Annotated in this window: 18 protein-coding genes; all 18 read left to right on the top strand. The window is 38.5% G+C overall.

What is annotated here, in order from left to right:
• Positions 1–57: 57 nt before the first annotated feature.
• Complete coding sequence (locus tag E7276_RS10210; RefSeq protein WP_294217089.1) at positions 58–972, top strand: DegV family protein; 915 nt, start codon at positions 58–60, stop codon at positions 970–972.
• A gap of 64 nt (positions 973–1,036) precedes the next feature.
• The gene (locus tag E7276_RS10205) at positions 1,037–1,609 is read left to right on the top strand and encodes a DUF308 domain-containing protein (protein WP_294217086.1); all 573 of its coding nucleotides are present in this window, start codon (positions 1,037–1,039) and stop codon (positions 1,607–1,609) included.
• The gene (locus E7276_RS10200) at positions 1,610–1,843 is read left to right on the top strand and encodes a hypothetical protein (protein ID WP_294217085.1); all 234 of its coding nucleotides are present in this window, start codon (positions 1,610–1,612) and stop codon (positions 1,841–1,843) included.
• A gap of 10 nt (positions 1,844–1,853) precedes the next feature.
• Positions 1,854–2,420, top strand: coding sequence for a TetR/AcrR family transcriptional regulator C-terminal domain-containing protein (locus tag E7276_RS10195; RefSeq protein WP_294217083.1), 567 nt, complete (start codon positions 1,854–1,856; stop codon positions 2,418–2,420).
• 143 nt (positions 2,421–2,563) lie between these two features.
• Complete coding sequence (locus tag E7276_RS10190) at positions 2,564–3,148, top strand: manganese efflux pump (RefSeq protein WP_294217082.1); 585 nt, start codon at positions 2,564–2,566, stop codon at positions 3,146–3,148.
• Positions 3,149–3,166: 18 nt separating this feature from the next.
• Positions 3,167–4,183 carry a glycosyltransferase family 2 protein gene (locus tag E7276_RS10185; protein ID WP_294217080.1) on the top strand — a complete coding sequence of 339 codons (1,017 nt, stop codon included), beginning with the start codon at positions 3,167–3,169 and terminating at the stop codon, positions 4,181–4,183.
• Positions 4,184–5,364: 1,181 nt separating this feature from the next.
• Positions 5,365–6,168: a hypothetical protein gene (locus E7276_RS10180; protein WP_294217078.1), complete on the top strand. Its 804-nt coding sequence runs from the start codon at positions 5,365–5,367 to the stop codon at positions 6,166–6,168.
• A gap of 411 nt (positions 6,169–6,579) precedes the next feature.
• On the top strand, positions 6,580–11,955 hold the full coding sequence (locus E7276_RS10175; protein ID WP_294217076.1) for a SpaA isopeptide-forming pilin-related protein: 5,376 nt from the start codon (positions 6,580–6,582) through the stop codon (positions 11,953–11,955).
• Between the two features lie 17 nt (positions 11,956–11,972).
• Positions 11,973–13,343 (top strand): SpaA isopeptide-forming pilin-related protein, encoded by a 1,371-nt coding sequence (locus tag E7276_RS10170; RefSeq protein WP_294217074.1) that lies wholly within the window; start codon positions 11,973–11,975, stop codon positions 13,341–13,343.
• An 87-nt stretch (positions 13,344–13,430) separates the two neighbouring features.
• Complete coding sequence (locus E7276_RS10165) at positions 13,431–14,324, top strand: class C sortase (protein WP_294217072.1); 894 nt, start codon at positions 13,431–13,433, stop codon at positions 14,322–14,324.
• Positions 14,305–15,207: a class C sortase gene (locus E7276_RS10160; protein ID WP_294217070.1), complete on the top strand. Its 903-nt coding sequence runs from the start codon at positions 14,305–14,307 to the stop codon at positions 15,205–15,207. The genes E7276_RS10165 and E7276_RS10160 overlap by 20 nt, the downstream gene beginning before the upstream one ends.
• A complete protein-coding gene (locus E7276_RS10155; protein ID WP_294217068.1) occupies positions 15,204–16,295 on the top strand; it encodes a DUF5979 domain-containing protein in 1,092 nt (363 codons plus the stop codon). Before E7276_RS10160 ends, E7276_RS10155 begins: the two co-directional genes overlap by 4 nt.
• Before the next feature lie 13 nt (positions 16,296–16,308).
• Entirely contained in the window at positions 16,309–16,938 is a 630-nt protein-coding gene (locus E7276_RS10150; RefSeq protein WP_294217064.1) for a hypothetical protein, read from the top strand.
• Positions 16,938–17,660, top strand: coding sequence for a hypothetical protein (locus E7276_RS10145; protein WP_294217062.1), 723 nt, complete (start codon positions 16,938–16,940; stop codon positions 17,658–17,660). The genes E7276_RS10150 and E7276_RS10145 overlap by 1 nt, the downstream gene beginning before the upstream one ends.
• Before the next feature lie 18 nt (positions 17,661–17,678).
• Positions 17,679–18,494, top strand: a complete 816-nt coding sequence (locus E7276_RS10140) for a hypothetical protein (protein ID WP_294217061.1) — start codon at positions 17,679–17,681, stop codon at positions 18,492–18,494.
• Entirely contained in the window at positions 18,495–19,592 is a 1,098-nt protein-coding gene (locus E7276_RS10135; protein WP_294217060.1) for a hypothetical protein, read from the top strand.
• 56 nt (positions 19,593–19,648) lie between these two features.
• Complete coding sequence (srtB, locus tag E7276_RS10130; RefSeq protein ID WP_294217058.1) at positions 19,649–20,902, top strand: class B sortase; 1,254 nt, start codon at positions 19,649–19,651, stop codon at positions 20,900–20,902.
• Between the two features lie 226 nt (positions 20,903–21,128).
• Positions 21,129–23,515: hypothetical protein (locus E7276_RS10125; RefSeq protein ID WP_442960446.1), on the top strand; the 2,387-nt coding region annotated here is incomplete at its 3' end.

The raw sequence follows: 23,515 nt of genomic DNA, 5'->3' as shown, positions 1-23,515 counted from the left end.
ATTTTGGGTGAGGTTGAGTTTTGTGATTGTTTGAGTTATACTCAAACGGGTTAAAATATGTATAAAAGGAATCAGGTAATTATTATGGGAGATTATATTATTAGTTGTTGTTCCACAGCGGACGTGACAAAGGAATATCTTCAAGAAAAAAATATTGAATATATTTGCTTTCACTACTATCTTGATGGCAAAGAATACAAAGATGATTTATTCCAGTCTATGTCACCACAGGATTTCTATCAGGCTATGGTAGACGGTGCTATGACAAAGACTTCACAGGTAAATGCAGAAGCATTCACTGAATATTTCAAAGGCTTTTTAGAGCAGGGCAAGGATGTTATTCACCTTACTTTATCTAGCGGTATCTCAGGTGTTTTAAATTCAGCTAGAATTGCAGCAGATGAGGTCAACGAGCAATATCCTGACAACAAAGTTGTTGTTATCGATAGCCTTACAGCATCAGCTGGTTACGGATTGTTTATGGACAAATTAGCTGATCTTAGAGATCAGGGCTACAGCTTTGATGAATTAGTTAAATGGGCAGAGGACAATATCCAAAATCAGAATACTTGGTTCTTCACAACAGACCTTACATTCTTCATTAGAGGCGGACGTATTTCAAAGGTATCTGGATGGTTCGGAACAGCTCTTAATATTTGTCCACTTCTTAATGTTAATGATGAGGGCAAGCTTATCCCTAGACAGAAATGTCGTGGAAAAAAGATGGTTAAGAAGGCAGCTCTTGCAGCAGTTAGCGAGCGCATCGCAAGCGGAGCTGACTATGATGAAAATATTTTCATTACTCACTCAGTTTGTTATGAGGATGCAAGAGAGATGGCTGACATGCTTGAGGAAGCTTTCCCTTGCATGAAAGAGAAAATTAGAATATTTGATATTGGACCTACAATCGGTGCACATACAGGTCCAGGCACAGTTGCCATCGGATTCTGGGGCAAGAAAAAGGAAAAGTAATTTAAAAGTGTTGGGTCTAGCAAGGCTCAGCACTTTTCTGCATTAATTTATTGGAGGTTTGGTTATGAAAGAAAAAATCAAAGGTCTTAAAATTAATATTACAGCATCTGCAATTATTAGCATTATCATTGGACTTTTACTTGTAACATATCCTGATGAGATTACAATTGCTCTCAGTAGAGTGATTGCCTGCATTATTATTGTTGCCGGTGTAGCAATTGTTTTAAGCCAGATTTTTGAAAACGATAAAAATGCTCTTGGCATTGCAGTTGGCGGTATCCTTTCATTACTTGGTGTTTGGATGCTTCTTGCGCCAGAGGACAATATCATTATTAACATTATCCCAATAGCTATTGGTGTCATCCTTGTGGTTCACGGTGTGCAGGATTTGACAATGGCAGTAGAGATTGTTAGAAACAAAGGAAAAAATTCGTGGGTTGTATTTTTAGGAGCAATCATTAATATTGTTCTTGGTGCATTATGCATTGCAATGGCATTCCAGGTAGTTAAAATGATTTTCTGGTTAATCGGTGTAATGCTAATTTACGATGGAATTACAGACCTCTTTTTTGTACACAAAGTTAAAGTATCAAAGGTTGTGGTTGATTCTATTATTACTAGAGAGGAAGACATCTAAATGGGACAGATGGAATTTAAAATGGAACGAACAGGCTTGCTGGAGGTAGGAGATGTACTTCCTATCACAGAGTATGCTCTTTCCAATTCATATTACTACGTCCTTGGCAGGTCCTATGCCATGTCAGCAAACTACACAACATTGGAACGAATAAAGGCCAAGGAAGGCAAAGTCGTAGACGTAAAGGAGACCCCTAAGGGATTCTATGTGGCAGTAGAATACCAGGATTCTTAAGGAGTTGTTAATGAATAATCAGTCACAAAATGCAATAGATATAGTTCTTGCAGAGAGCTTGAAAGAACTAGCTACTACTAAACCGATAGACAAAATTACAATAAAAGAAATCACTAATAAAGCAGGCGTTATCCGACCTACATTTTACAATCACTTTCAGGATAAATACGAATTGCTTGAATGGATTACAATAAACGAGTTATTTGCTCCTATTGACCCACTTCTTAACAACGGAATGTTAAAAGAAGGGGTCACACTTATTTTGACAACCATTGAAAAGGAAAAGGATTTCTATAAGAGAGCTGCCCAGCTAGAGGGCCAAAATTCTTTTAACGAGATTTTCAATCGATGTGTTGCTAGCGCAGTTAAAAAATACATAGACGTAGAGAGCCTTACTCGAATCGCCAATTACAATTGGCTAGGAGAGGACATAGTCGCTGAGTTTTTAGCTCACTCTATTTCCTGGGTTACCATCCAGTGGATTAAGCGAGGACTCAATGTTCCAGTTGAGGAATTGGCAGATGTCTATGTTAAAATTTTCCATAGCCCAATCATAGAAGTTATAGCGAATGTCTAGAGTATAAATACAAAAAGATATTATTGTAGCTTGTATAAATTAGAAATTTAATGAGAATATTTAAAGGGAGATAATCTTATTGAAAGGTTTATATCGGGGCTTTTGCTGAGATATATTAAAACTAATTGATTGGAGTTTTATAAATGAACTGGTTAGAGAGTTTGCTAATCATGGCAGGTATATTGTTAGATGTATTCGCAGCAATGGAGATACAGGGAGCCATGATAGCACATCTTAAAAAGAGAACATTGATTATAGCCTGCGGAGTTGTTGCTACAGTTGAGTTGATTTTTTATTTATTTGGATATGTGTCTTGTTGGTTTTTATCATCAGAAGGCTACATACCAAATCCTGAGTATTATGGCGAGGCTGTTGCAGCCATAGTTTTGGCATTATTAGGATGCAGGCTTTTATTTAAAGCGGTAGAACGCAAATTTATTCAAGAGCATCGCAGAGATGCCATCAGAGTTTTTGATTACATACGTTTAGTTGTTATGTCTAGCATATACACAGCAGCGGCAGGTTGCGTTTGCGGTCTTGTTGGTGTTACAATCTGGCAAGTAGTAATTATGATTTTACTTATTTCTATTGTTATGGTTGTATGCGGACTATACACAGGATTGCACTACGGTTTTGAAAACAAGACCATTGCTTATGTAGCTGGTGCATTGCTATTATGGGGAGTCAGCGTCGAGATGTTTTTACATCGTATATTTGATGTTATTTAGAGTTAGGAGTTTAATATTATGAAATTATTATCATTTGCTGTTCCATGTTACAACTCAGCAGCATATATGGAACATTGTGTAGAGACACTTCTTCACGGTGGTGAGGATGTAGAGATTATTATTGTAGACGACGGTAGTCAAAAGGATAACACAGCAGAGATCGCAGACAGACTTGCTGCAGAACATCCTACTATTATAAAAGCAGTTCACCAAGAAAACGGTGGCCACGGTCAAGCTGTTAACACAGGCCTTAAAAATGCAACAGGACTTTTCTTTAAAGTAGTTGATTCAGACGACTGGGTAGACCCAGAAGCATATGACAAGATTTTAAAGGTTCTCCACCAGTCAGTAGAGAGCGGCAAGCAGCTAGACATGCTTATTTCTAATTATGTATACGAAAAGGAAGGGGCAGCTCACAAAAAGGTTATGTCATACTCAAACCTTCCTACTAATAGATACTTCACTTGGGATGAGACAGGACACTTCCGCAAGGGCCAGTACATTTTGATGCACTCAGTCATCTATCGTACAAAGCTCCTTAGAGATTGTGGATTAGAGCTTCCAAAGCACACATTCTATGTGGACAACCTTTATGTATTCTATCCACTCCCATACGTCAAGACTATGTACTATCTTGATGTAGACTTCTATCGTTACTTTATTGGTCGTGACGACCAGTCAGTAAACGAAAAGGTCATGATTAGTCGTATCGACCAACAAATCAAGGTCAACAAGCTTATGCTTGAAGCCTATGACTATAAGAATATTGTTAACACTCATGTTAAGAAATACATGTTCAACTATTTAGAGATGATCACTGTAATATCTACAGTACTTCTCATGAAGAGTGGCACCAAAGAGAACCAGCAGAAGCGCCGTGACCTTTGGGCATACATCAAAGAGCACGATTACTACTTATATCGCAAGCTCCGCTACGGTGTAATGTGCGGCACCACAAATCTTCCAGGTCATACAGGACGTTTGATTTCTGTATCAGCCTACAAAATTGCACAGAAGGTAGTAGGATTTAACTAAGCATAAAGCTTAGTTAAATCCGTACCCGGCGATGATTTACGAAGTAAATCATTGTCTGCCGAAGGCAGATTAAAATGCGGTTTTCCCTGACCGCATTTTAACCCAGGAGGAAGCTAATCATCAGATTAGCTTCCTCTGTATCCGGCAGCGATTCACTTTATGAATCGCTGTCTTGCGCTAGCAAGATTAAAATGTGGCCTTCCTTGTACGCATTTTGACCCAGGAGGAAGCTAATCATCAGATTAGCTTCCTCCGTATCCGGCAGCGATTCACTTTATGAATCGCTGTCTTGCACTAGCAAGATTAAAATGTGGCTTTCCTTTGCCACATTTTAACCTCAGGATTCAACTAAGCAAGGATATCATCCAGCGCATTCTATACGGTGACCAACAGGACCGCAGCCTAGGCCGCGGTCCTGTTTTCTTTTTTTACTAGACAACAGGCTTTTATGCGTGCTATAATCATTTTCGTCGCATTCCGCGACACTAGATTCTGATTTTCATCAGGATTCGTTCTCATAAATTTAATTATTTCTAAAACTATTATATTTTTTTCTTTTGATTTAGCGATAGAGCACAAAATGTGCCTGTTTTTTGCATGGCTTTGTTTTGGCGTGACTAAGATATAGAGACTGTGATGAAGTTCTTAGTGCGCTTTATGGAGAAAAGCTGTCTTAATTTGTGATGTGTACTAAACAAGCATGGGGAATGCTGATTTCTTAGTGCACTTTATGAAGAGAAGATGTCTTAATTCACCATGCGTACTAAACAAGCATGGATAATGCGAATTTCTTAGTGCACTGAAAAAAGAATAGGCATAGATTTTTGTAAATCGCACTATACTATCACCATTTATTCCCAATTATTAGTACACAGCTTTTTTGTCCGACGAAGAAAAAGGGCAAATAATCATAGGTTTAGTACGCTGTCCAATAAGCGCACTAAACCTATGACAAGAATGAAAATATTTTAGTGCGCAAGAAATTAAGCGTACTAAAATAATGTCGCGAATGGCAATTGCTTAGTACGCGCATCGAAAAGTGTACTAAGTAATGTAGAGGTATGCACCTGGCTTAGTATATCTCTCTAATAACTAGAAACTACTAAGAAAAAATGAGTTTTTGCTGAACAAACAATTGGATTGTCAGCTAGAACCCCAATTTAATGAAAAGGAGTTATGAAATGATAAGATACAATGAAATTGAGAAGTTGGCATTGGAAAGATACAACGAACTTCAAAATATAATTAAAGAGAAGGAGCGAACTTTGCATAATGCTCCAGATGGAATATTACGAGTTGCAAAATGTAGGAATACGAACCAATATTTCTTAAGAACAAATAAAAATGAAAAAAATGGTCAGTATATTAAAGCTAGTAATAAAAGAATGGCGGTGCGATTAGCTCAAAAAGAATATGATTCAAAAGTACTAGAGGCTGCAAAGAAGGAATACAACAGTCTAGGAAGATTATTAAATGTTTATGGTAACCGCACTGTAGAAGAAATAGCAGGTAGTCTATCTTATGGAAAGGAAGAATTGATTAAGCCTATAATGCAATCTGATGAAGATTATATAGCTGAGTGGCTTTCTCAGGAGTATGAGCAACCAGACTACTATAATGACGGCAAGATATTTGATAATGGTCATGGGATTAAAATGCGCTCTAAGTCTGAAGTGATTATATCTAATATATTAGATGAATATGGTGTGCCATACCTGTATGAAAAACCATTATGGTTTAATGAATACAATAAAGTGCTACCTGATTTCACAGTATTAAATGTTAGAAAAAGAAAAACAAAATATTGGGAACATTTGGGAATGGTGGATGATGTCGAGTATTTTTTGAAAAATGCCAAGAAGATTGCTGATTACGAAAACAGTGGGTTACTCCTTGGTAGAGATTTGATTATCACATATGAAACTAAGGATAAACCTCTAGATCCTATTCAAGTTAGGAGAGTGGTGGAGGGGTTCCTAGAGTGAGAAGCTAGACTTATCTTGCACAATGAGTTTATACAATAAAGTAACGTTACATAATTTTAAAATAAATGGGGATTTATACTTTGCCTCTGGCTCTTTAGAGCCAGGGGCTTTTTTATTGTTTTCTGTACCATATGTGTGCATTTTGTGGCAACTTATGTGAAAAAATGTGTTCAAACTATGAAAAAATGGATACAAAAACGTTTAAGTTGTCGGGATATGCCCCAACTTGTAATGAATGGGATACATTTTTTGCCAAAATTTTGCACTTGTTGCCAACGCCCTTTTTTTATTTTGTTACATAAACTAATATACTTCTCGGGTACTATTGAAAACATAGTTTATTCACATTTGGTCAGGGGTTATTGTTTGACTGGGTGTGAAATGATTCATTTTAGTGGGAGATTTGGTTAAATGAAGAGGATCGCTTTAGCTAATAGAATTCTTTCTTTAGGTCTTGCAGTAGCACTTGCTGCTTCATCTCCAATGTCAGTATACGCTGGAGAGGAAACAGATGCTCCTGTTGAGGCTTCTGTTCAAATATCTGAAGGAGCTGCATCTAGTGATGTTACATCATCAGATGGTTCAAATAGCTCTGAATCTGGCCAGCCAGAATCTGGGGATGCATTGATTGATGCTAGTCAGACTGCTGACACTCAGACAGATGGCAATGGCGTAGTTAATACCATCGCTGATGAAATAAAAAATGATATCGCTAATGAGGGCACACCAGCTGCTGATACTCCTGTTGTTGATGCAGATGAGAAAGCTTCTGACGATGAAGCTGGTGAGACTCCTGCAGAGGATGGCGAGAAAGTTACCGATGAGGAGACTAAGCCAGAGGATGCAGAGCCTACATCAGAGGAAGAGGATGCTGAAAAGTGCGAGCACGTTTTTGGCGAGTGGACATCTAATGAGGACGGAACTCATTCAAGAACTTGCAGTGAGTGCAGCGAGGTAGAAACAGAGACTTGCGATTACGACGAAGATGGCGTTTGCAAAATCTGTGGATACAAGAAGGCAGAAGAAGATCCAGAAATCGAATATACATATACTTCAAACGGAGATGGCACTCATACAAAAACATGGGTAACAATCGACGAAGAAGGTAATGAAGTAAATCACGAGGAAATCGAAGAGTGCGAATTCGATGAGAATGGAATTTGTATTCACTGTGGTCAGGAACAGAGTATTTCATTAACTGATTCGAATGGTATCGTTAGAATTACTGGTAAGAAATCAGTATTTGGAGATGCAGTTAGTGTTTCTGTAGAAGAGATTACAAAAGAGTCTGACGAAGATGTATACAACCAAATGTCAGAGGCACTTGATGTTGAGACTGGAGAGGAAACAGCTGTTGTAGACTTCGTAGCATATGATATTAATCTGCTGACAGAGTCTGGTGATGTCGTTGAACCAAATGGTGAAGTTAAGGTAGAATTCCTAAGTCTTGGAAATGTTGAAGGTATCGATGATGATTCAATGACTACAGAGGTTTACCATTATGTTGATGAGTCTGTAAATAAGGTTGAAACTGCTACTGATACAACTGAAAATGAAGACGCAGATATGGAAATGATTACAGATCATTTCTCTACATATATAGTTGCGGTAAGTGGGGATTTGGATGCTATTTATACCAGTAAATATGCTTCAATCTTTTCATGGTATTGGTCTAACAGTTCTAGGAAGTATAAAGAACAAGATTGGGATGAGGTAGATAGTTTACCTAGCGTTAATAAATATTATGATTGGTACTATATTAATAATGATGATGATACATACTATCCATTAGTTGTAAAGATATACGTAAATGAAACACTAGTAGAAGAAAGTGGATATGTGTGTACTTCTAATACTAGACATGCAGATCAATGGTTCAGAGTAGAAGAAATAGCCGAAGGATACTCTATTGATCGATTTAAAGCTGGGTTTGGCGATGATTTGGAAGAAATAACTGCTGATAAAGATGGCGATTACGAATATACCTTAGAGAACTATTGCTGCAAAGGAAACTATAATAATCAGAATCCATCAATAAACTATATAGAATTGTATTTATCTGGATCCGGTGCAGATAGACCTCAGTTTACAGTGGATTTATTCAAGTACAATGATACTGATACTATAAAAGTTGGAAATAAGACACTTACAGCTATTAATGCTGTTGCATACTCTGCAAACTCTGCAAAGTATCTTACAATGTGTTCAGGCAGTGACAGCGAGGATTGGAATAAGTGCCATGAGAATAATGCAAATGATGGCAAGGCATACCAAGGTATGGTTAGTCAAAATTTGGGTTCTCAAGATGGAATGATTACATTCAATGGGTACGGCACACCGGGTTATTTTACAACAGAGAATAAATCTAGCAATACAGAGTATGAAACATATACATATAAGTATGGTAATACTAATACTTGGCATACAAAAGCATATTACAATGTAGGTTTTCCATTTGAATTAGACAGCGATGGATACTATGTATTTAACAGTGCTAATTCAAAGGCTACATTCGATTCAGAGTCAGGGTTGATTACTACTGACGGTGATTATGGCTTGGCAGGATTTTGGCCATTTGGGACATACCTAAATAGTAAAAACGAAGAAAAAGGGTATGGCCATTTTGGTATGCACTTCACTCAGGAATTTAATATGACAAAGACAGGAACCAATAATGGAGAGCCTTGTGTATTTGAATTCTCTGGTGATGATGATGTTTGGGTATATGTTGATGGAAAACTAGTACTCGATATGGGAGGTATCCATGGAGTTGTAAAAGGATCAATTGATTTTTCAACTGGTGATTGTACTGTAAGTAATATTTACAATTCACAAGCTTCCTTATATGGTACTAGCTTCAATATGTATGATAAAGGGATATTTGATAAGACAAATATCTTAGACAATGGCAAGCATACATTACAAGTATATTATCTCGAAAGAGGACTAGGAAAGAGTAATTGCTATATTAAGTTCAATATGCCTGTTGTAGATGAGACAGCACCACCTGTTGATCCACTTGAATTTACAAAGGTAGATGCTAACGATACATCTATACCAGTTGCAGGTGCAAAGTTTACTTTAGTTTCATCTGATGGAGCATATACGGCGCTTGATGCAGATCAGAAAGATGTAGCCACTTCTGGTTCAGATGGAGTAGTTTCATTCAAGTATTTAAAGGATGCAAATGGAAATATAACAGAAGGAATTCCTCAGGGATTATATATTCTTACTGAGACTGGAACACCTTCAGGATATTTATCACCAACAGAGGCATGGTACATCAATGTTCAGTCAGACGGCAAAGGTGGTTCTACATTCTCTATAGAAGGAAAACTTTCAGAGAAAACTGATAATGGATGGATTATCAAGAACGAAAAGAATGAAGCTGGAGATACTGTTGTTACAACAGACAAGACCGCTACAGTTAGCGATTGGGAAAGCAGAGTTTATGAAATTGATTTAGGTGCATCTGCTACAAAGACTACTGAGGGATCAAAACAGGATATTGTGCTTGTTTTGGATGTTTCCGGTTCGATGGGCGACTCTGTTTCGACAGTTGGAAAAACAACTATTGAAAATGCCTCTTTCCTACATGGAAAAACATTCTATGCTCAGCAGGATAGAAATTATTACTTTTATAGATATGATGGAACAAAATGGCAAAGACTATTCAATGGCTGGAATGATTATGATGGAGATATACCAGATAGTTTGACTCCATTAGATTTTGAAGTTTCTCGTTTGGATCTTATGAAAATTGCAGCTGATGATTTCGTTTCAGGTCTTGAGGGTACAGATTGTAGAGTAGCTGTAGTTGAATTTAGCGATAAAAGCGATTCGAGAAAAGTTTTAGGACTAACAAAATGTACCTCGGATAATGTGAGCACTATCAAGGAAAAAATCAATGGTTTAAGTGCCGAAGGGGCAACACGAATTGATACTGGTTTGGAAGTAGTTATCAATGAGGTGCTTGTTGATGATTACAGAACTGATGAATATAGAAATAATGTCATCTTATTTACTGATGGAGTGCCAACTACTAATAAAACTTTCCATACCGGAGTTGCATCTGCAGCAGAAAAGTGCGCAGGCGCATTACGTGCTGCAACAAATGTAAAAACAGATTGGCAAACATATGATGGAACTAGCAAGAGTATGTATGGCTGTGCAGCCAACATTTTCTTCATCAAGTATGATGATGGTTCAGCTACAACTCAAATGACGAACTTTGCCAACAATGTTGCAGGTTCTTCAGATAATGTACACTCTGTATCAAATATGAGCAAAGTATCAGAAGCATTCCAGGAAGTTATGGCTGATATCGTAGTTGGCGCAACAGGAACAGTAGTAGACGTTGTTGATCCTAGATTTGAATTAGTCTATAAGAATACAGACGGAACATACAAAAAGTATGTCGATGGCGACAAGGTAAAAGCTACTATAAAGAATGCTTCAGGTCAGTATGAAGAAGTTGAAGGAACAATTAGTACTGAAAATGGTGTTCAGAAAATTACATGGAGCAATATTTACATTGGACCAAAGGCAAGTGGAACAAACGGATTTGACTCTAAGTTCCTTGTGAAGGCAAAGGATGACTTCATGGGTGGTAATGCAATCACAACAAATGGTCCTGCTTCAGGAGTTACTGTAGAAGGAAATACAACTAATTTTGATATGCCTACAGTAAACGTTAAACTTTTAAGTTTTAGCCTTACAGATAATGAGACAACAATATTGTTAAATGATACTTTTGATGTATCTCAGCTTTCATCAAATGATGAGATAATGAATTTGCTATCAGGCATTCAGTGCTACTACACAGATAGCAACAATGTTAAGCATGAGATTTCGGGAGTATTTAATAGTAACAGCATTAGCATTAACAATGGAGTTATTTCATATTCATACCCAGGAACAGCTGATGCAGCTGAGGGTACAATTGCAGTGACTAGTGGTACCAAGGCTGGGGACGGTGATAACAAGACTGTAGGAGATAATAGTTACTATTATGAGACTAGTGTTACATTCACAGCCACTCCACAGGCTACAAGATTATCATCAGCTTGGGTAGCTCCAGATAGCACAAATCAGGAAGTTACAACATCTACAGGAAGTGGAAAATACTATATCAATGTTGTTGATGCAGGTATTTATTTCGATAAGATTAGTGCTTTAGATTCATCTAAATTAGTTGGAGCAACATATGGAATCTTCACAGATGATAAGTGCACTACAAAGATTAAAGAGATATCATCATCAGATGCAAATAAGAATTATCAGTCATTGTTAATCGATGGGCTTGGAGTTGGTACTTACTACATCAAGGAAGTACAGGCACCAGAGGGATTCACATTGAGTGATGAAATCTTTACAGTCACAATCACAAGGGCTGAAGCTAATACACCAAGTAATTACAAATTAACAGTTACATCATCAGGCGATAGTGTAACATCAGAAATTATAAAGAACTTTAGTGTATTAGGAGATAGCGTTGATAAGGGATACTTCTTCGACGCAGCTGGAAAGGCAATCGCTTCAAATACAACAAGCTACTTGCTTAACAGCGATTATCTCACAAATTCATCTGCTGAGAAGGTTTACACAGTCATCGTTGGAACAACTGAAACAAAGGTATGGTTTAACGCGATTGACAAAGTTGCCTACACACTTCCAGAAACAGGTGGAAGAGGAATTTATGTATATACAATCGGCGGCGTACTTCTTATGTTAGGCGCATCGCTGATGTTATATAAAAACAAAAAGAACCAAAAAAACATTAAGTAATAAAGGAGAGAGATACAATGAAAAAGATGAGAAAAATCTTATCACTCGCACTCGCAGTGATAATGATGATGGCAATGAGCATTACAGCATTTGCCGCAGACACAGCAACTGTAACAGTTGAAGACCTTAAAAAAGGCGCAAAGGTAGATATTTATACAGTAGCTACCATTGAAAACAACAAAATTAAAGTAAAGGATTGGGCAAGCCAAGTATATACAGTTGGCGAGTCTACAACAAATGCACTTGAGAAAGTTCAGATGTCTGTAAGTGATGTTGAAAAACTTGAGGGTGCATGGAATGCAAACATAGCTACTGCAGCTCCTCAGCAGACTGCAGGTGATAATGGCACTGTTACATTCTCTCAGTTGCCAGCAGGTGTTTACTATATCGTTGCTTCAAGCGATGAAGCAGTATACAGCCCAATGGTATCAGTGGCTATAACAAACGATGCTAATGGAAATTATGTAGCTACAAACGACAAGGTAACTGCAAAGGGTACAGATAGTGACCTTGACAAGGAGCCAAACGATACATTCGTAAACGCTGGTCAGGAAGTAACATTCACAATTACAAAGACAGTTCCAAGTTATGTAAACAAGTTTGTTGTTTATGATTACACAACTGGTCTTTCAAGTTTAGATGGTGTTAAGCCTGTAATCAAGATTGATGGTACAGTTTTAACAGGTGATTATGCATTTACAAAGGTAGAGGATGATAAGTTTGCTCTTGTTTTAACAGATCTTGTATACGCTGATGATGAGTACATTCTTGATGATGCTCATAAGCCTCTTACTATTGAATACAAGGCAACAGTTACTGGTACAGAAGGATATGAGAATACAGCTACATATTCTGTAAAGGATGATGAAGAGACAGGCGAAATCACAGTAAAGGGTGTTGAGGGTGATATCACACTTACAAAGTATGCTGATGATGAAACTACAAAGCTTGATGGTGCTAAGTTCAAGGTTTACAAGGATGGTGCTACTACAGCTCTTAAGTTTGTATTTGTTGAGAACAAAGATGGCGTAAGCATTTATAAGCTTGCAGAGACATCTGACGATCAAACAAAGGTTGTTGATGAAATCGAAGCAACAAAGGGTGTATTAAAAGTAACAGGACTTTCAGAAGGAAAGTATCACTTTGATGAGACAGTTGCTCCAGCAACATACTCTATCAATCCAAATGGTGTAGATGCAGAGCTTAAACAGGGCGAGTCATTAGATAAGCACGTTACAACAGATGCTGTATCAATTTACGATACAAAGCTTGCATCACTTCCATTCACTGGTGGTATGGGTACAACAATCTTCACAGTACTCGGTGTAGCTATCATGGCTATCGCAGCAGCACTTTTCTTTGCATCAAAGAGAAAGGCTTCTAAGTAATTAGAAAAACAATATTTACAAAATAAATTGGTGGCATGCCCTGGCAGTTGTCAGGGCACAACACCAAGGAGAGGACAGAAAGCATCGATGAAAACATTCTTGAAAAAATACTACAGATTTATTGCTATCGGCATTTTGATGCTTGCTGGATTGTCCTTGTTGTTGTATCCACTGGTTGCTAATACCTGGAACAATCATGTTCAGGCACAGTTAGTTAACAACTATTCAGAATCAGTTGAGACAGCAATAGAGGAAGGTTCACTTGATGTGACAGCAGAGCTTGAGAGAGCAGAGCAGTACAACGAGGATTTACTTCCAAGCATTTTGCCAGATTCCTTTGCAGAGGCAGAGGCAAATGGCACTGATGAAAACTACATGAGCATACTGAATGCCAACGGTGATGGAATCATGGGATACATTCAGATACCAAGTATCAATGTAAAGCTTCCTATTTTTCACACGACTAACGAAGATGTTCTTCAGATTGGCGTTGGTCACCTAGAGGGAAGTTCACTTCCAATCGGTGGACCTAGCACACATTCAGTACTATCGGCTCACAGAGGTTTGCCTAGTGCGACACTTTTCACTGATCTTGACAAGGTGGAAATTGGTGAGGATTTCTTCCTCATAATCATGGGTGAGTACTACGCATATGAAATCGAGTCAATAGAAGTAGTTGAACCAGATGATACCTCACTTCTTGCAGTAAAGGATGGCGAGGATTTGTGTACACTGATTACTTGCACACCATACGGTGTTAACACACAGCGCCTCATGGTTACAGGACACAGAGTTGAGTACACACCAGAATTACTAGAGGATGCAAAGACACCAGCCTTTGGAATGGTAAGCTTACATTCAAATTATCTTTTGTGGGTAATAGTAGGACTAGCAATTGTTGCCCTATTTATCGTAATATTATACATATACGATAAATTGAGAACAAAGAAGGAAAAGACCAGTGAAGCAGAAGATAACTAAATTTTTAGTAATTTTATTATTCATAGTTGGATTTTTGATTTTGGCATACCCAACCATTTCAAACGAATGGAACATATATGTCCAGAGCACACTCATTAATAATTATGAGGACTCGCTGCAAAATATGAGCACCGATGATTATTCTGCTGAGTGGGCAGCAGCTAGGGCATTCAATGAGGGTATCACAGAAAACCAGATTGGTACTGATGCATTTTCTACTGGAGCTGATGGCAATGCAGTTACGCCAACAGAGGAGTTTTTGAACTCGGAGTATTTCTCAGTACTAAATATTAATGGCGATGGAATTATGGGCTATTTGTCCATTCCAAAAATAAATTTAAAGCTATCGATTATGCATGGCACATTTGATGAGTACATTCAGACGGCCGTTGGTCATATGAATGGAACAGCACTTCCAATCGGTGGCGCAAGCACACACTCAGTCATAGTTGGTCACAGAGGTTTACCTAGTGCAGAGCTATTTACCAACATTGATCAGCTGGAGATTGGGGACAAATTTTACATCCATGTTTTGGATGAAACACTTGCCTACGAGGTGGACAACATTGAACAGGCAATTCCTGCAGAGGACATTGATACACTTTCAGATGCGATGCAGGTAGAGCAGGGCAAGGATTATGTAACATTATTCACATGTACACCATACGGTGTAAACACCCACAGACTTTTAGTCAGGGGTATCAGGGTTGAATACCTTGGAGAGGATGAACCGCCAACTGGCACAGAAGCTGTGGTGGAAACAGTTAAAAATTATTATTTAATTATTGGTATTGCTGGATTCATCTTAGCATTGATTATCATTCTTATTATCAGACATATTTTTAAGAAAAAAGATGTAGAAGCTGAAGGGAGATCTCAGTGAAAAGAATAGGGTTTAAAAAGAAAAATTTGATAGCGATGGCGCTGGTAACAGTTCTTGCTGTTTCTGGACTAGGAGTTCACAATTCACAGGCGGCTGAGAGAGTTGATTTAACAAAGGATATTACAATCACAGCCACGGTTTCCAGTGAGAGTGCGTACTCAATATTCGCAAGTGAGTATAAGGGCAATGTGATAATCGACCTTTATAAGATTGCCTCACTTGATGCTGCAGGAACTCCAACACTTACTTCTGAGTTCGCAAATTCTGGAGCAAAGCTTAGTGTTCTGAATGGTGACAAGGTAGTAGTAGATGATGTTAAGAAAGAAATTGTAGAAAAGGTTACTAAGGTTGTTGAAGATAATAAGCCTACACCTACAGCTACAATTACAGCTACTAAGGGTGAAAATGGTCTTACAAATGCTTCTACTATAATTAAGTCAACAGAAGCTAATCCAGCAGCAGGTATTTACCTATATGTTCCAAGACCAACTCAGGACGATTACTACGATTACAATTTTACTTCATATATTATCTATGCACCTACAAGCGATTACATCATGGGAACAGGAACAAGTGATGCATGGAACTACGACACAATATCATTTGCGCTTAAGGCAGAGGCAACAGAGCGTTACGGTGCTCTTAAGATTCAAAAGACTTTGAAATCTTACAATGAGTCACTTGGTGAGGCAGCATTTGCATATGATGTTGAAATCACTAAGAAAGATGGCACTACAAAGTTCTTAAGTAATGCTTACAGCATGAATTTTGAGGCGCCAGGTACGCAGGAAATATTCATTTCTGAAATGATTCCAGCAGGCTCTACAGTAACAGTCACTGAGTATTATGTTGGTGCAAGTTATAAATTAACTAGCAGCTCTTACTCATATGAAGTAGCTGGTGCATTGGGCGAGAATGCTAAGACTGTGATCAAAGCTCAGGATACATTGATTGCTAGTTTTACAAATGAGTACAACGACGAGATAGATGTTGGAACTATTAGTATTGAGAACCATTTCGGTGAAGAAGGATTTATTCCTGAAGAAGAAACACCTGTAGAAGTAATACCAGAACAGGAAATGAGATAGGGAGGAGACAGTGATGAAACGTAAGAATTTAGCATTAGTTGCTGCCGGCCTCGTAATGATTGGTGCAATTGCAGTTAGACCGGCAATGGCTTATTTCACAGATTCTCATGAAGCTGTTGGAACAGCAACAGTTTATATAGGAGATTTTGAAATCGAGCCTGAAGAGAATGCACATGATTGGATTAAGGAAGTAGCAGTTAAAAACACAGGTAACTATGATGTGTTCGTAAGAGTTCAGGCTATCTGTGGTGAGGCATATAAAGACAATTTGACTTACAGTGGAGAGGGCTGGACATTAAAGAATGGCTACTATGAGTACAATCAGATAGTTAAGCCAGGTGAGACATCAGGTACATTGACAATCAATATTACAAAACCTGATGATTTCGATTTTGATTCACAAACCTTCAACGTAGTTATCGTAGAAGAAGCTGCTAAGGCTCAGAGAGATGCTGATGGCAATCTCGTAGCTAAGTGGGATGAGAAGATCATGGAGCGTCAGGAGTACCAAGCAAAATTTGGTGAGAAGACTTCTGAGAGCCAGACTGAGAATCAAACAGAGACTCAGCCAGAAGCATCTACAGAGACTGAGACACAGCAGACTACAGATACAACAGAGAATAATGAAGGGGGGAATGAATAATGAAAAAAGTATTTAAGAACCCTGTAATTGTTCTAGCTGCTGGACTTATATTCGTAGCAGGCAGTGGCGTTGGTGCTACAAGAGCAGCGATCGCTTATTCAAATAGCGCAGAGAGCGTTTCATTTGAAACTGACCATCTATATGTTGATATTCAGGAAAAGCAGGATGGCAAGTTCGTCAGTGTTACAGCTCTTGGTTTAAATGATGTAAAAAATCAAATTAATAAGGACAATCCTTTACAGGTAGAGCATGAGTATGATGAGGATGTTCAGATTCAGAACACTTCAACAGGTGATTATGACGAATATGTTCGAGTACTTGTTAGAAAAAGTTGGGTTGATTCAAAGGGTGAAAAGGACACAAGACTTGATCCTTCACTTATTGAGTTAAACACAACAGATAGCTGGATGAAGCTCGATTCAGAGAGCACTACAGAGGGCGAAGTGTTCTATTGTACAAAGCCTCTTGCAAAGGACGAGGCAGTTCAGTTCTTGGATTCAATTGAATTCAGCCGTGACATTTTAAATGAGGTTACAACTGAGACGGTTTCTTCTGGAGATTACACCGTAGTTAAAAACATCTACGGCTATGACGGAAAGAAATTTGAAATTGAAATTCGTGTAGATGCAGTTCAGGCACATAACGCAGAGGAATCAATCCTTGGTGCTTGGGGCGTACATGCAACAGTAGATAGCAACGGTAACATTACAAACATTAACTAACAAGAGGGAGCAAGCGAAATGAAAAGATTATATTTGAATATGGTTCTTGCCCTTACGTTAGTGGCAACGAGCTTTACAGCAAACAAAATCAATGCACAGGCTGAGACAGCAGGAATTGGTTGGGAAGTGACATATGATGGTTCAAAGATTACATCTTCTTATGACGCAGCCAACTGCAAGATTTCCAATGTAATGCCTGGTGATACAATCAAATATACAGTACAGTACAACAATGCCAGCGGTGAAGAGGCAAATTTCTACATGAATGCTGATGTTGTCAAGTCTCTTGAGGAAGGCTCAGAGGCAGCTGGTGGTGCATATTCCTACAAGATTACTTATTCTGGCAGCGAGACACCACTTTTCGATAGTGAGACTGTCGGTGGTGATGCTGATGCAGCTATTGCAAAAGTTGGTCTTGATCAGGTAAATGGTAACGAAGGTTCATATTTCTCACTTGGTTCTCTTGCAAATGGTGCCAATGGAAGTGTGACTGTTGCTATTACACTTGATGGTAATTCACAGACTAATGCTTACATGGCAACACTTGCAGAGTTAGAGATTAAGTTTGGTGCAGAGCCTACTTCTTCAGCGAGAGAAGGCGAAACTGTTGAAAAGCATAATACAGTAGTTAAGCGAGTAGTTAACACTCTCGATGGTGGAACAGAAGTTGTTATTATCGATGATGACACAATTCCACTTGCAGGTGGTGACAATCCTTTAACAGGCGATTCTATTATGCCACTTTTGCTTTGCGGAGCATTCCTATTCTTTGGAGTGATTCTAATCGTTTGGTACTTTGTTATGACAAGAAATAAGAAAGAGGAGGTGGCTTAAATGCGTGCATTTAAAAAGACACTTGGACTTTTTCTTACATTAGTATTTGTCATTACACTTGCAAATTTAGCTCCAATCATTGCTGAGGCTTCTTATACATATCGTATCAAAATTGCACTTGGCAACAATGCAGATGCAATCTTTGATTCATCAGCTGTTGATGCGCTAAAGGCTGACTTAGGCTCTGATAGAGTTTCAGTTGATGGTGATGTGCTTACAATCACTGGTTGGAATTATGACGACACTTATAATTTTGATGTAGATGCTCTTGTAAAAGTTAAAGCAAACGAGACTACAGGAGAGAGAAAATACTACGTTTCAGGTCTTAGAGTATCTGGTGGTGATTCACTTGTGACATCTCCAACAAAGGGCTCTAATGACAACAACAATGTAGAGGCTTCTGCAAACATCACAGTTACTGGTGATGAGACTTATGTAGTAGCTTACGGTGTAGGAACAGTTATTCCTTACACAGTTAAATATGTAGATGAGAGTGGTAATGCTCTTTTAGAGGATGATACACTTTACGCTGCTAAGGGCGAGGTAGTTTATGTACCTGCAAAGCACATTGATAAGTATTATCCAAACGCTTACTATTTAACAGATTCTACTGGATTAAAGGCTGACACAGTATTTACTTTCATTTACAAGAAATACTCAGGCAGCATAAAGGTAATAGACGAAACAACATATTCATCATCTACTGTTTATGGTGAGCCAACTTATGAGTACCAGTACAGAAATAGTAGTAGTTCTACAACAGAAGAGGGCACAACAAACAACCGTGGCAATGGTGGTAACGCAGGCGGCAATGCAGGCGATGCTGATAATGCCGGTGACGATGGTGAAAATGCTGGAGCAGCTGATGACACAACAATCTCTGATGAAGAAACACCAATGGATGTTATCGATATCAGTGATGAAGAAGTTGCTAAGGCTGGTGGATCACCAAAGGACAACTTCATTAGAAATATGATTATTGGAATAATAATCGCAATTATCGCAGTTCTATTCGTTCTCATTACACTTTATGTTGCAGAGAAAAAACGTAGAGCTCATGTAGTAAGAACAAATGACAATAATGACGATGAGGATTAAATAATTAATAGCGCTAGGCATTAAGCTTGGCGCTATTTTTATGATATAATTAGCCCATGGGAAAAATATTAAAAATTATAGGAAACATTTTAATTGCAGTAGTAATTTTGGCATGTTTGCCGCTGGCTGTTCCAAAGGTTTTAGGCTACCAGAGCTTTAATGTTATCTCCGGTTCAATGGAGCCAGAAATAAGCGTAGGCTCAATTGTTTATGTCAAAGAAGCAGCCTTTGAGGAAATCGCAGAAGGGGATATTATTGCATTTGAATCGGGGGCAAGTGTTGTAACCCATAGAGTACAGTCTGTTAATCAGGAAAGCAGACTATTTACCACAAAGGGTGACGCCAACAACACAGAGGATTTTACACCTGTTGCTTACGTGAATGTAATAGGAAAGGTGCGAGCTCATTTTCCTATCATTGGAAATGTGGCCACATGGCTTTCAGAATCCGTTGGTAAAATTGTAGCAGTCATTATTTTATTGGCGGGAGCAGCCTTATCAGCCTTTGGAGAAAAAAAGGAGAAAAAGTCTGCCGAGGATTCTGCGGCTTCAACAGAAAAAAATGCAGGATTTAATCCAAAGATTATTCTGATTCTTGGAATTATAATTGTATTTGGTTCCATGAGTGGATTCCTTTATATTTACCTGGGGTATCAAAAATCAAATACACTTTATGCTAATTTGAACCAGGAGTTTGTATCGGTGGCTGACCAGGCTCAGATAGACCAGTGCCCTTGGTATGAAATGATTGATGTGGATGTTGCTGCCTTACAGGAAATCAATCCTGATGTTATAGGATGGATTTATATAGAAGGAACAGACATTAGTTATCCGATTCTCTATTCTGGTGATGACGAGAAATATTTGCGTCGAACAATGGACGGTGAGAGTGCCACAGCCGGCAGTATTTTCTTGGAGGGCTACAATCTACCAGATTTTAGCGATAGCCATAACATTATCTACGGTCACAACATGAGAAATCTTTCTATGTTTGGCCAGCTAAAATACTATAAATCAGAAGACACATATTTGGATGAGCACAAATATTTCCAGATAATTACTGCTGACAAAAAATATAGATATGAAATATTCTCGTTTTTTGACACCGAGGCAGCATCCTGGGTATATGCAGTTCCATATTCAGATTCCGAAGAGTTTGGTGCATACATTGATGAGCTTAAGAGCCATTCCTACAAAAAGATCGAGACTACAAATGAGGTGGACTCAGCTGATTTGATTACTACACTTTCTACATGCTCATCATCAGGAATGAGATTTACAGTTCATGGATATGTGGTGGACACACATTAACTAATTTAATAAGTTTTTTCACGGTCAGATGTTATAATCTGGCCGTTATTTTATGTAACGAAAATGATATTTGAACCCTTAAAATAATTATTTGGCAAAAACGTATCTGATTTGGCAAAAACGTGTTACTAAATACCCTTTAAAAATAATGTCAAGGTGATACAATAACTCTGAAATTAATAATTGGCAATGAATTATAACATGTTCATAGATAGAGGTTTTTATTATGTCAAAGAAGAAAGTAGAAAAAATATTAAAGGGTGTTGCAATTACAGGGGCTACAGTTGGTGGAGCCTCAGTTTTAGGTGATGCAAATTTAGCATACGCTTGTGAGCTCGGCGAAGAAGAAGCAATCGCTAGTGCTCAGGGCGTAGTTACTATAGAAGTTGCTCAGGAGCAGGCAAAGGAAGTAGTTGAAACTACTGTAGAAACTGTACAGGAAGAAGCTCAGGAAACTATTACACAAGAGGTTACTACAGAGGAGATAACTACAGAGGAAGTTGCTCAGGACACTATACTAGATGAATCAAAGGTTCAGACTACTTCAGAAAACGATACAAATCTTTTCGATGGTCTTGCTACAGAAGGTTCAGAGGCAACAAGCGAAAATACTGAGACAGTTGAGGGCTCAGAGTCTACAGCAAGTACTGAGACAGTTGATTCATTAGATGAAAATGCTAAGAGTGTAGCTTCAGAAATTGCTGAAACATCAGAATCTGCAAGCACTTCATTATCAACAGAGGATTCTACTATTTCTTCTACATCTACTTCAGCAGCAGAGTCATTGACATCAGAAAACGAAAGCTTAGCTAGTACATCAGCTTCAGAGTCAGAGGAGTTGGCTTCAGAAACAGCTAGCCTTTCTACATCTATATCTGAGATTCAATCAGAATACGAATCAGCATCTACTTCATTCTCAGAAGCAGGCATGGAAGATGAGTATCTTGAGGATCTTATCAAACAAATCGAGGAAGCGAAGGCTGCCCTTGATGCAGCTAAAGAGCAGGCAAAAGCTGATGGTCAGTATTTAAATCATAGCTCAGAATCAAATAACTATTACGGATATGGCGACAAGCTTGCAAATCTTCTTATCCAGTATTCTTTCTATCAGGAAGGATATGTTGGCGAGATTCTTTACAGCGATTGGGATAGCAGCAATTACAATACAAACAGTGTATGCGTTACATATGTGGATGCAGCTGGCGAGACAAAGTACGCATACTTTGATTATGTAACAGTTGATTCAGACGGAAATGCTTTAGTTTCTGGTTTCTATGATAGCCCATCATGGGGTGCTCAGCATGACAATCCAAATGTAGTCGACGGTATCATGGTTGTTAAGAAGGCTGTTGAATATAAGGACGCTTCTGGAAATGTTCTTACATGGGATTATGCTACCGAGACAGCTGAGGATGGTACCGAGACTACAGTTTGCCGCTACTATGTGAACGGTAGCCAGATTGCTGATGGTGTGGATGTTACAATCAATGCAGACAAGACATTTACACTTTCTTGGAAAAATGAGAATACAGTAGTAGCTCAGAATAATAATCCAGAGTCTCATATTTATTATTCAACAAATGAGCAGGCAATTTATCATGATTTAGGATGCTATTCAAATGGTTATAATGAGTATAATGGCAACCTTTCAGGTATTTATAGAAGTAGTGCTGACAGTGCGGTAAGTGTACTTACAACAGGTGAGTCTGGTGCTCAAGTAATGGAAACTCTTGTAGATGAGAATGGTAATTCTCTTAAAATTGTTTCTCAGTATAGTAGAAAAGGTAATGACAATTTATGGAATTGGAAAGGATCATATTCTACATTTTCCATCAATGGCACAACTTATTACTATGCTAATTCAAACATTACTAATAATGGAGACGGTACATACACATTAACTGCATTTGCAGACAAGAAACTCGGTGTATATAGAGCTCAGTCAATTACACTTTATACATCCGCATCAGCTTCAACAAGCAGCCTTACATTCACACCTGGCTTTGTTTCAAAGGCTAAAGAGTCTACAGATGTTTATTACAACAACTCTGGTGAAGCAAAGGACGGCAATTTCGGAGTAAAGGGCTACACATATTATTCAATCAAGGATTATGAGAACGGACGCGATGATTATTCTCAGCAGAGAAGCGAAGTATCTTCTTTATCAGAAGCATACAGCCAGGCTGTTTCACAGTCAGAGGCTTGGTCAGAGTCAGTAAAGGAAAGCGCATCTGCATCAGCAAGTGCATCCCAGGTACGCTCAGAGTCAATTTCTGAAAGTGCATCCGCTTCAGAAGCAGCATCATTATCTCGCTCAGAGTCACTCAGCGCTTCTGCAAAAGCTAGCGAGTCACTCAGCACATGGATGAGCCAGTCACTCAGCCAGAGCCTCTCAGAATATGTAAGTGAGAGCCTTTCAGTGAGAGATTCCCTCAGTGCAGTAGCATCTGAGTCAGCAAGTACAAGAGATTCAATTTCTGAATCATTATCAGAAGCAAAGTCTGAGAGTGAGTCAATACAGACATCACTTAGCGAGAGCGCAGCAGCTTCAGATTCAGCATCAATAGCAAAATCAGAGAGCGAGTCAATACAGACATCACTTAGTGAAAGCGC

The sequence above is a fragment of the Pseudobutyrivibrio sp. genome (assembly GCF_015057185.1).
Classification (GTDB): Bacteria; Bacillota; Clostridia; order Lachnospirales; family Lachnospiraceae; genus Pseudobutyrivibrio.
The sequence above is the reverse complement of the archived record's forward strand: the minus strand, read 5'-3'. Positions and strand labels throughout refer to the sequence as shown.

Coding starts and splice junctions, on each gene's coding strand:
- srtB (WP_294217058.1), top strand. CDS start 19,649: ATGGGAAAAATATTAAAAATTATAGGAAACATTTTAATTGCAGTAGTA.
- E7276_RS10200 (WP_294217085.1), top strand. CDS start 1,610: ATGGGACAGATGGAATTTAAAATGGAACGAACAGGCTTGCTGGAGGTA.
- E7276_RS10185 (WP_294217080.1), top strand. CDS start 3,167: ATGAAATTATTATCATTTGCTGTTCCATGTTACAACTCAGCAGCATAT.
- E7276_RS10180 (WP_294217078.1), top strand. CDS start 5,365: ATGATAAGATACAATGAAATTGAGAAGTTGGCATTGGAAAGATACAAC.
- E7276_RS10140 (WP_294217061.1), top strand. CDS start 17,679: ATGAAAAGATTATATTTGAATATGGTTCTTGCCCTTACGTTAGTGGCA.
- E7276_RS10165 (WP_294217072.1), top strand. CDS start 13,431: ATGAAAACATTCTTGAAAAAATACTACAGATTTATTGCTATCGGCATT.
- E7276_RS10195 (WP_294217083.1), top strand. CDS start 1,854: ATGAATAATCAGTCACAAAATGCAATAGATATAGTTCTTGCAGAGAGC.
- E7276_RS10205 (WP_294217086.1), top strand. CDS start 1,037: ATGAAAGAAAAAATCAAAGGTCTTAAAATTAATATTACAGCATCTGCA.
- E7276_RS10170 (WP_294217074.1), top strand. CDS start 11,973: ATGAAAAAGATGAGAAAAATCTTATCACTCGCACTCGCAGTGATAATG.
- E7276_RS10135 (WP_294217060.1), top strand. CDS start 18,495: ATGCGTGCATTTAAAAAGACACTTGGACTTTTTCTTACATTAGTATTT.
- E7276_RS10210 (WP_294217089.1), top strand. CDS start 58: ATGTATAAAAGGAATCAGGTAATTATTATGGGAGATTATATTATTAGT.
- E7276_RS10150 (WP_294217064.1), top strand. CDS start 16,309: ATGAAACGTAAGAATTTAGCATTAGTTGCTGCCGGCCTCGTAATGATT.
- E7276_RS10175 (WP_294217076.1), top strand. CDS start 6,580: ATGAAGAGGATCGCTTTAGCTAATAGAATTCTTTCTTTAGGTCTTGCA.
- E7276_RS10190 (WP_294217082.1), top strand. CDS start 2,564: ATGAACTGGTTAGAGAGTTTGCTAATCATGGCAGGTATATTGTTAGAT.
- E7276_RS10145 (WP_294217062.1), top strand. CDS start 16,938: ATGAAAAAAGTATTTAAGAACCCTGTAATTGTTCTAGCTGCTGGACTT.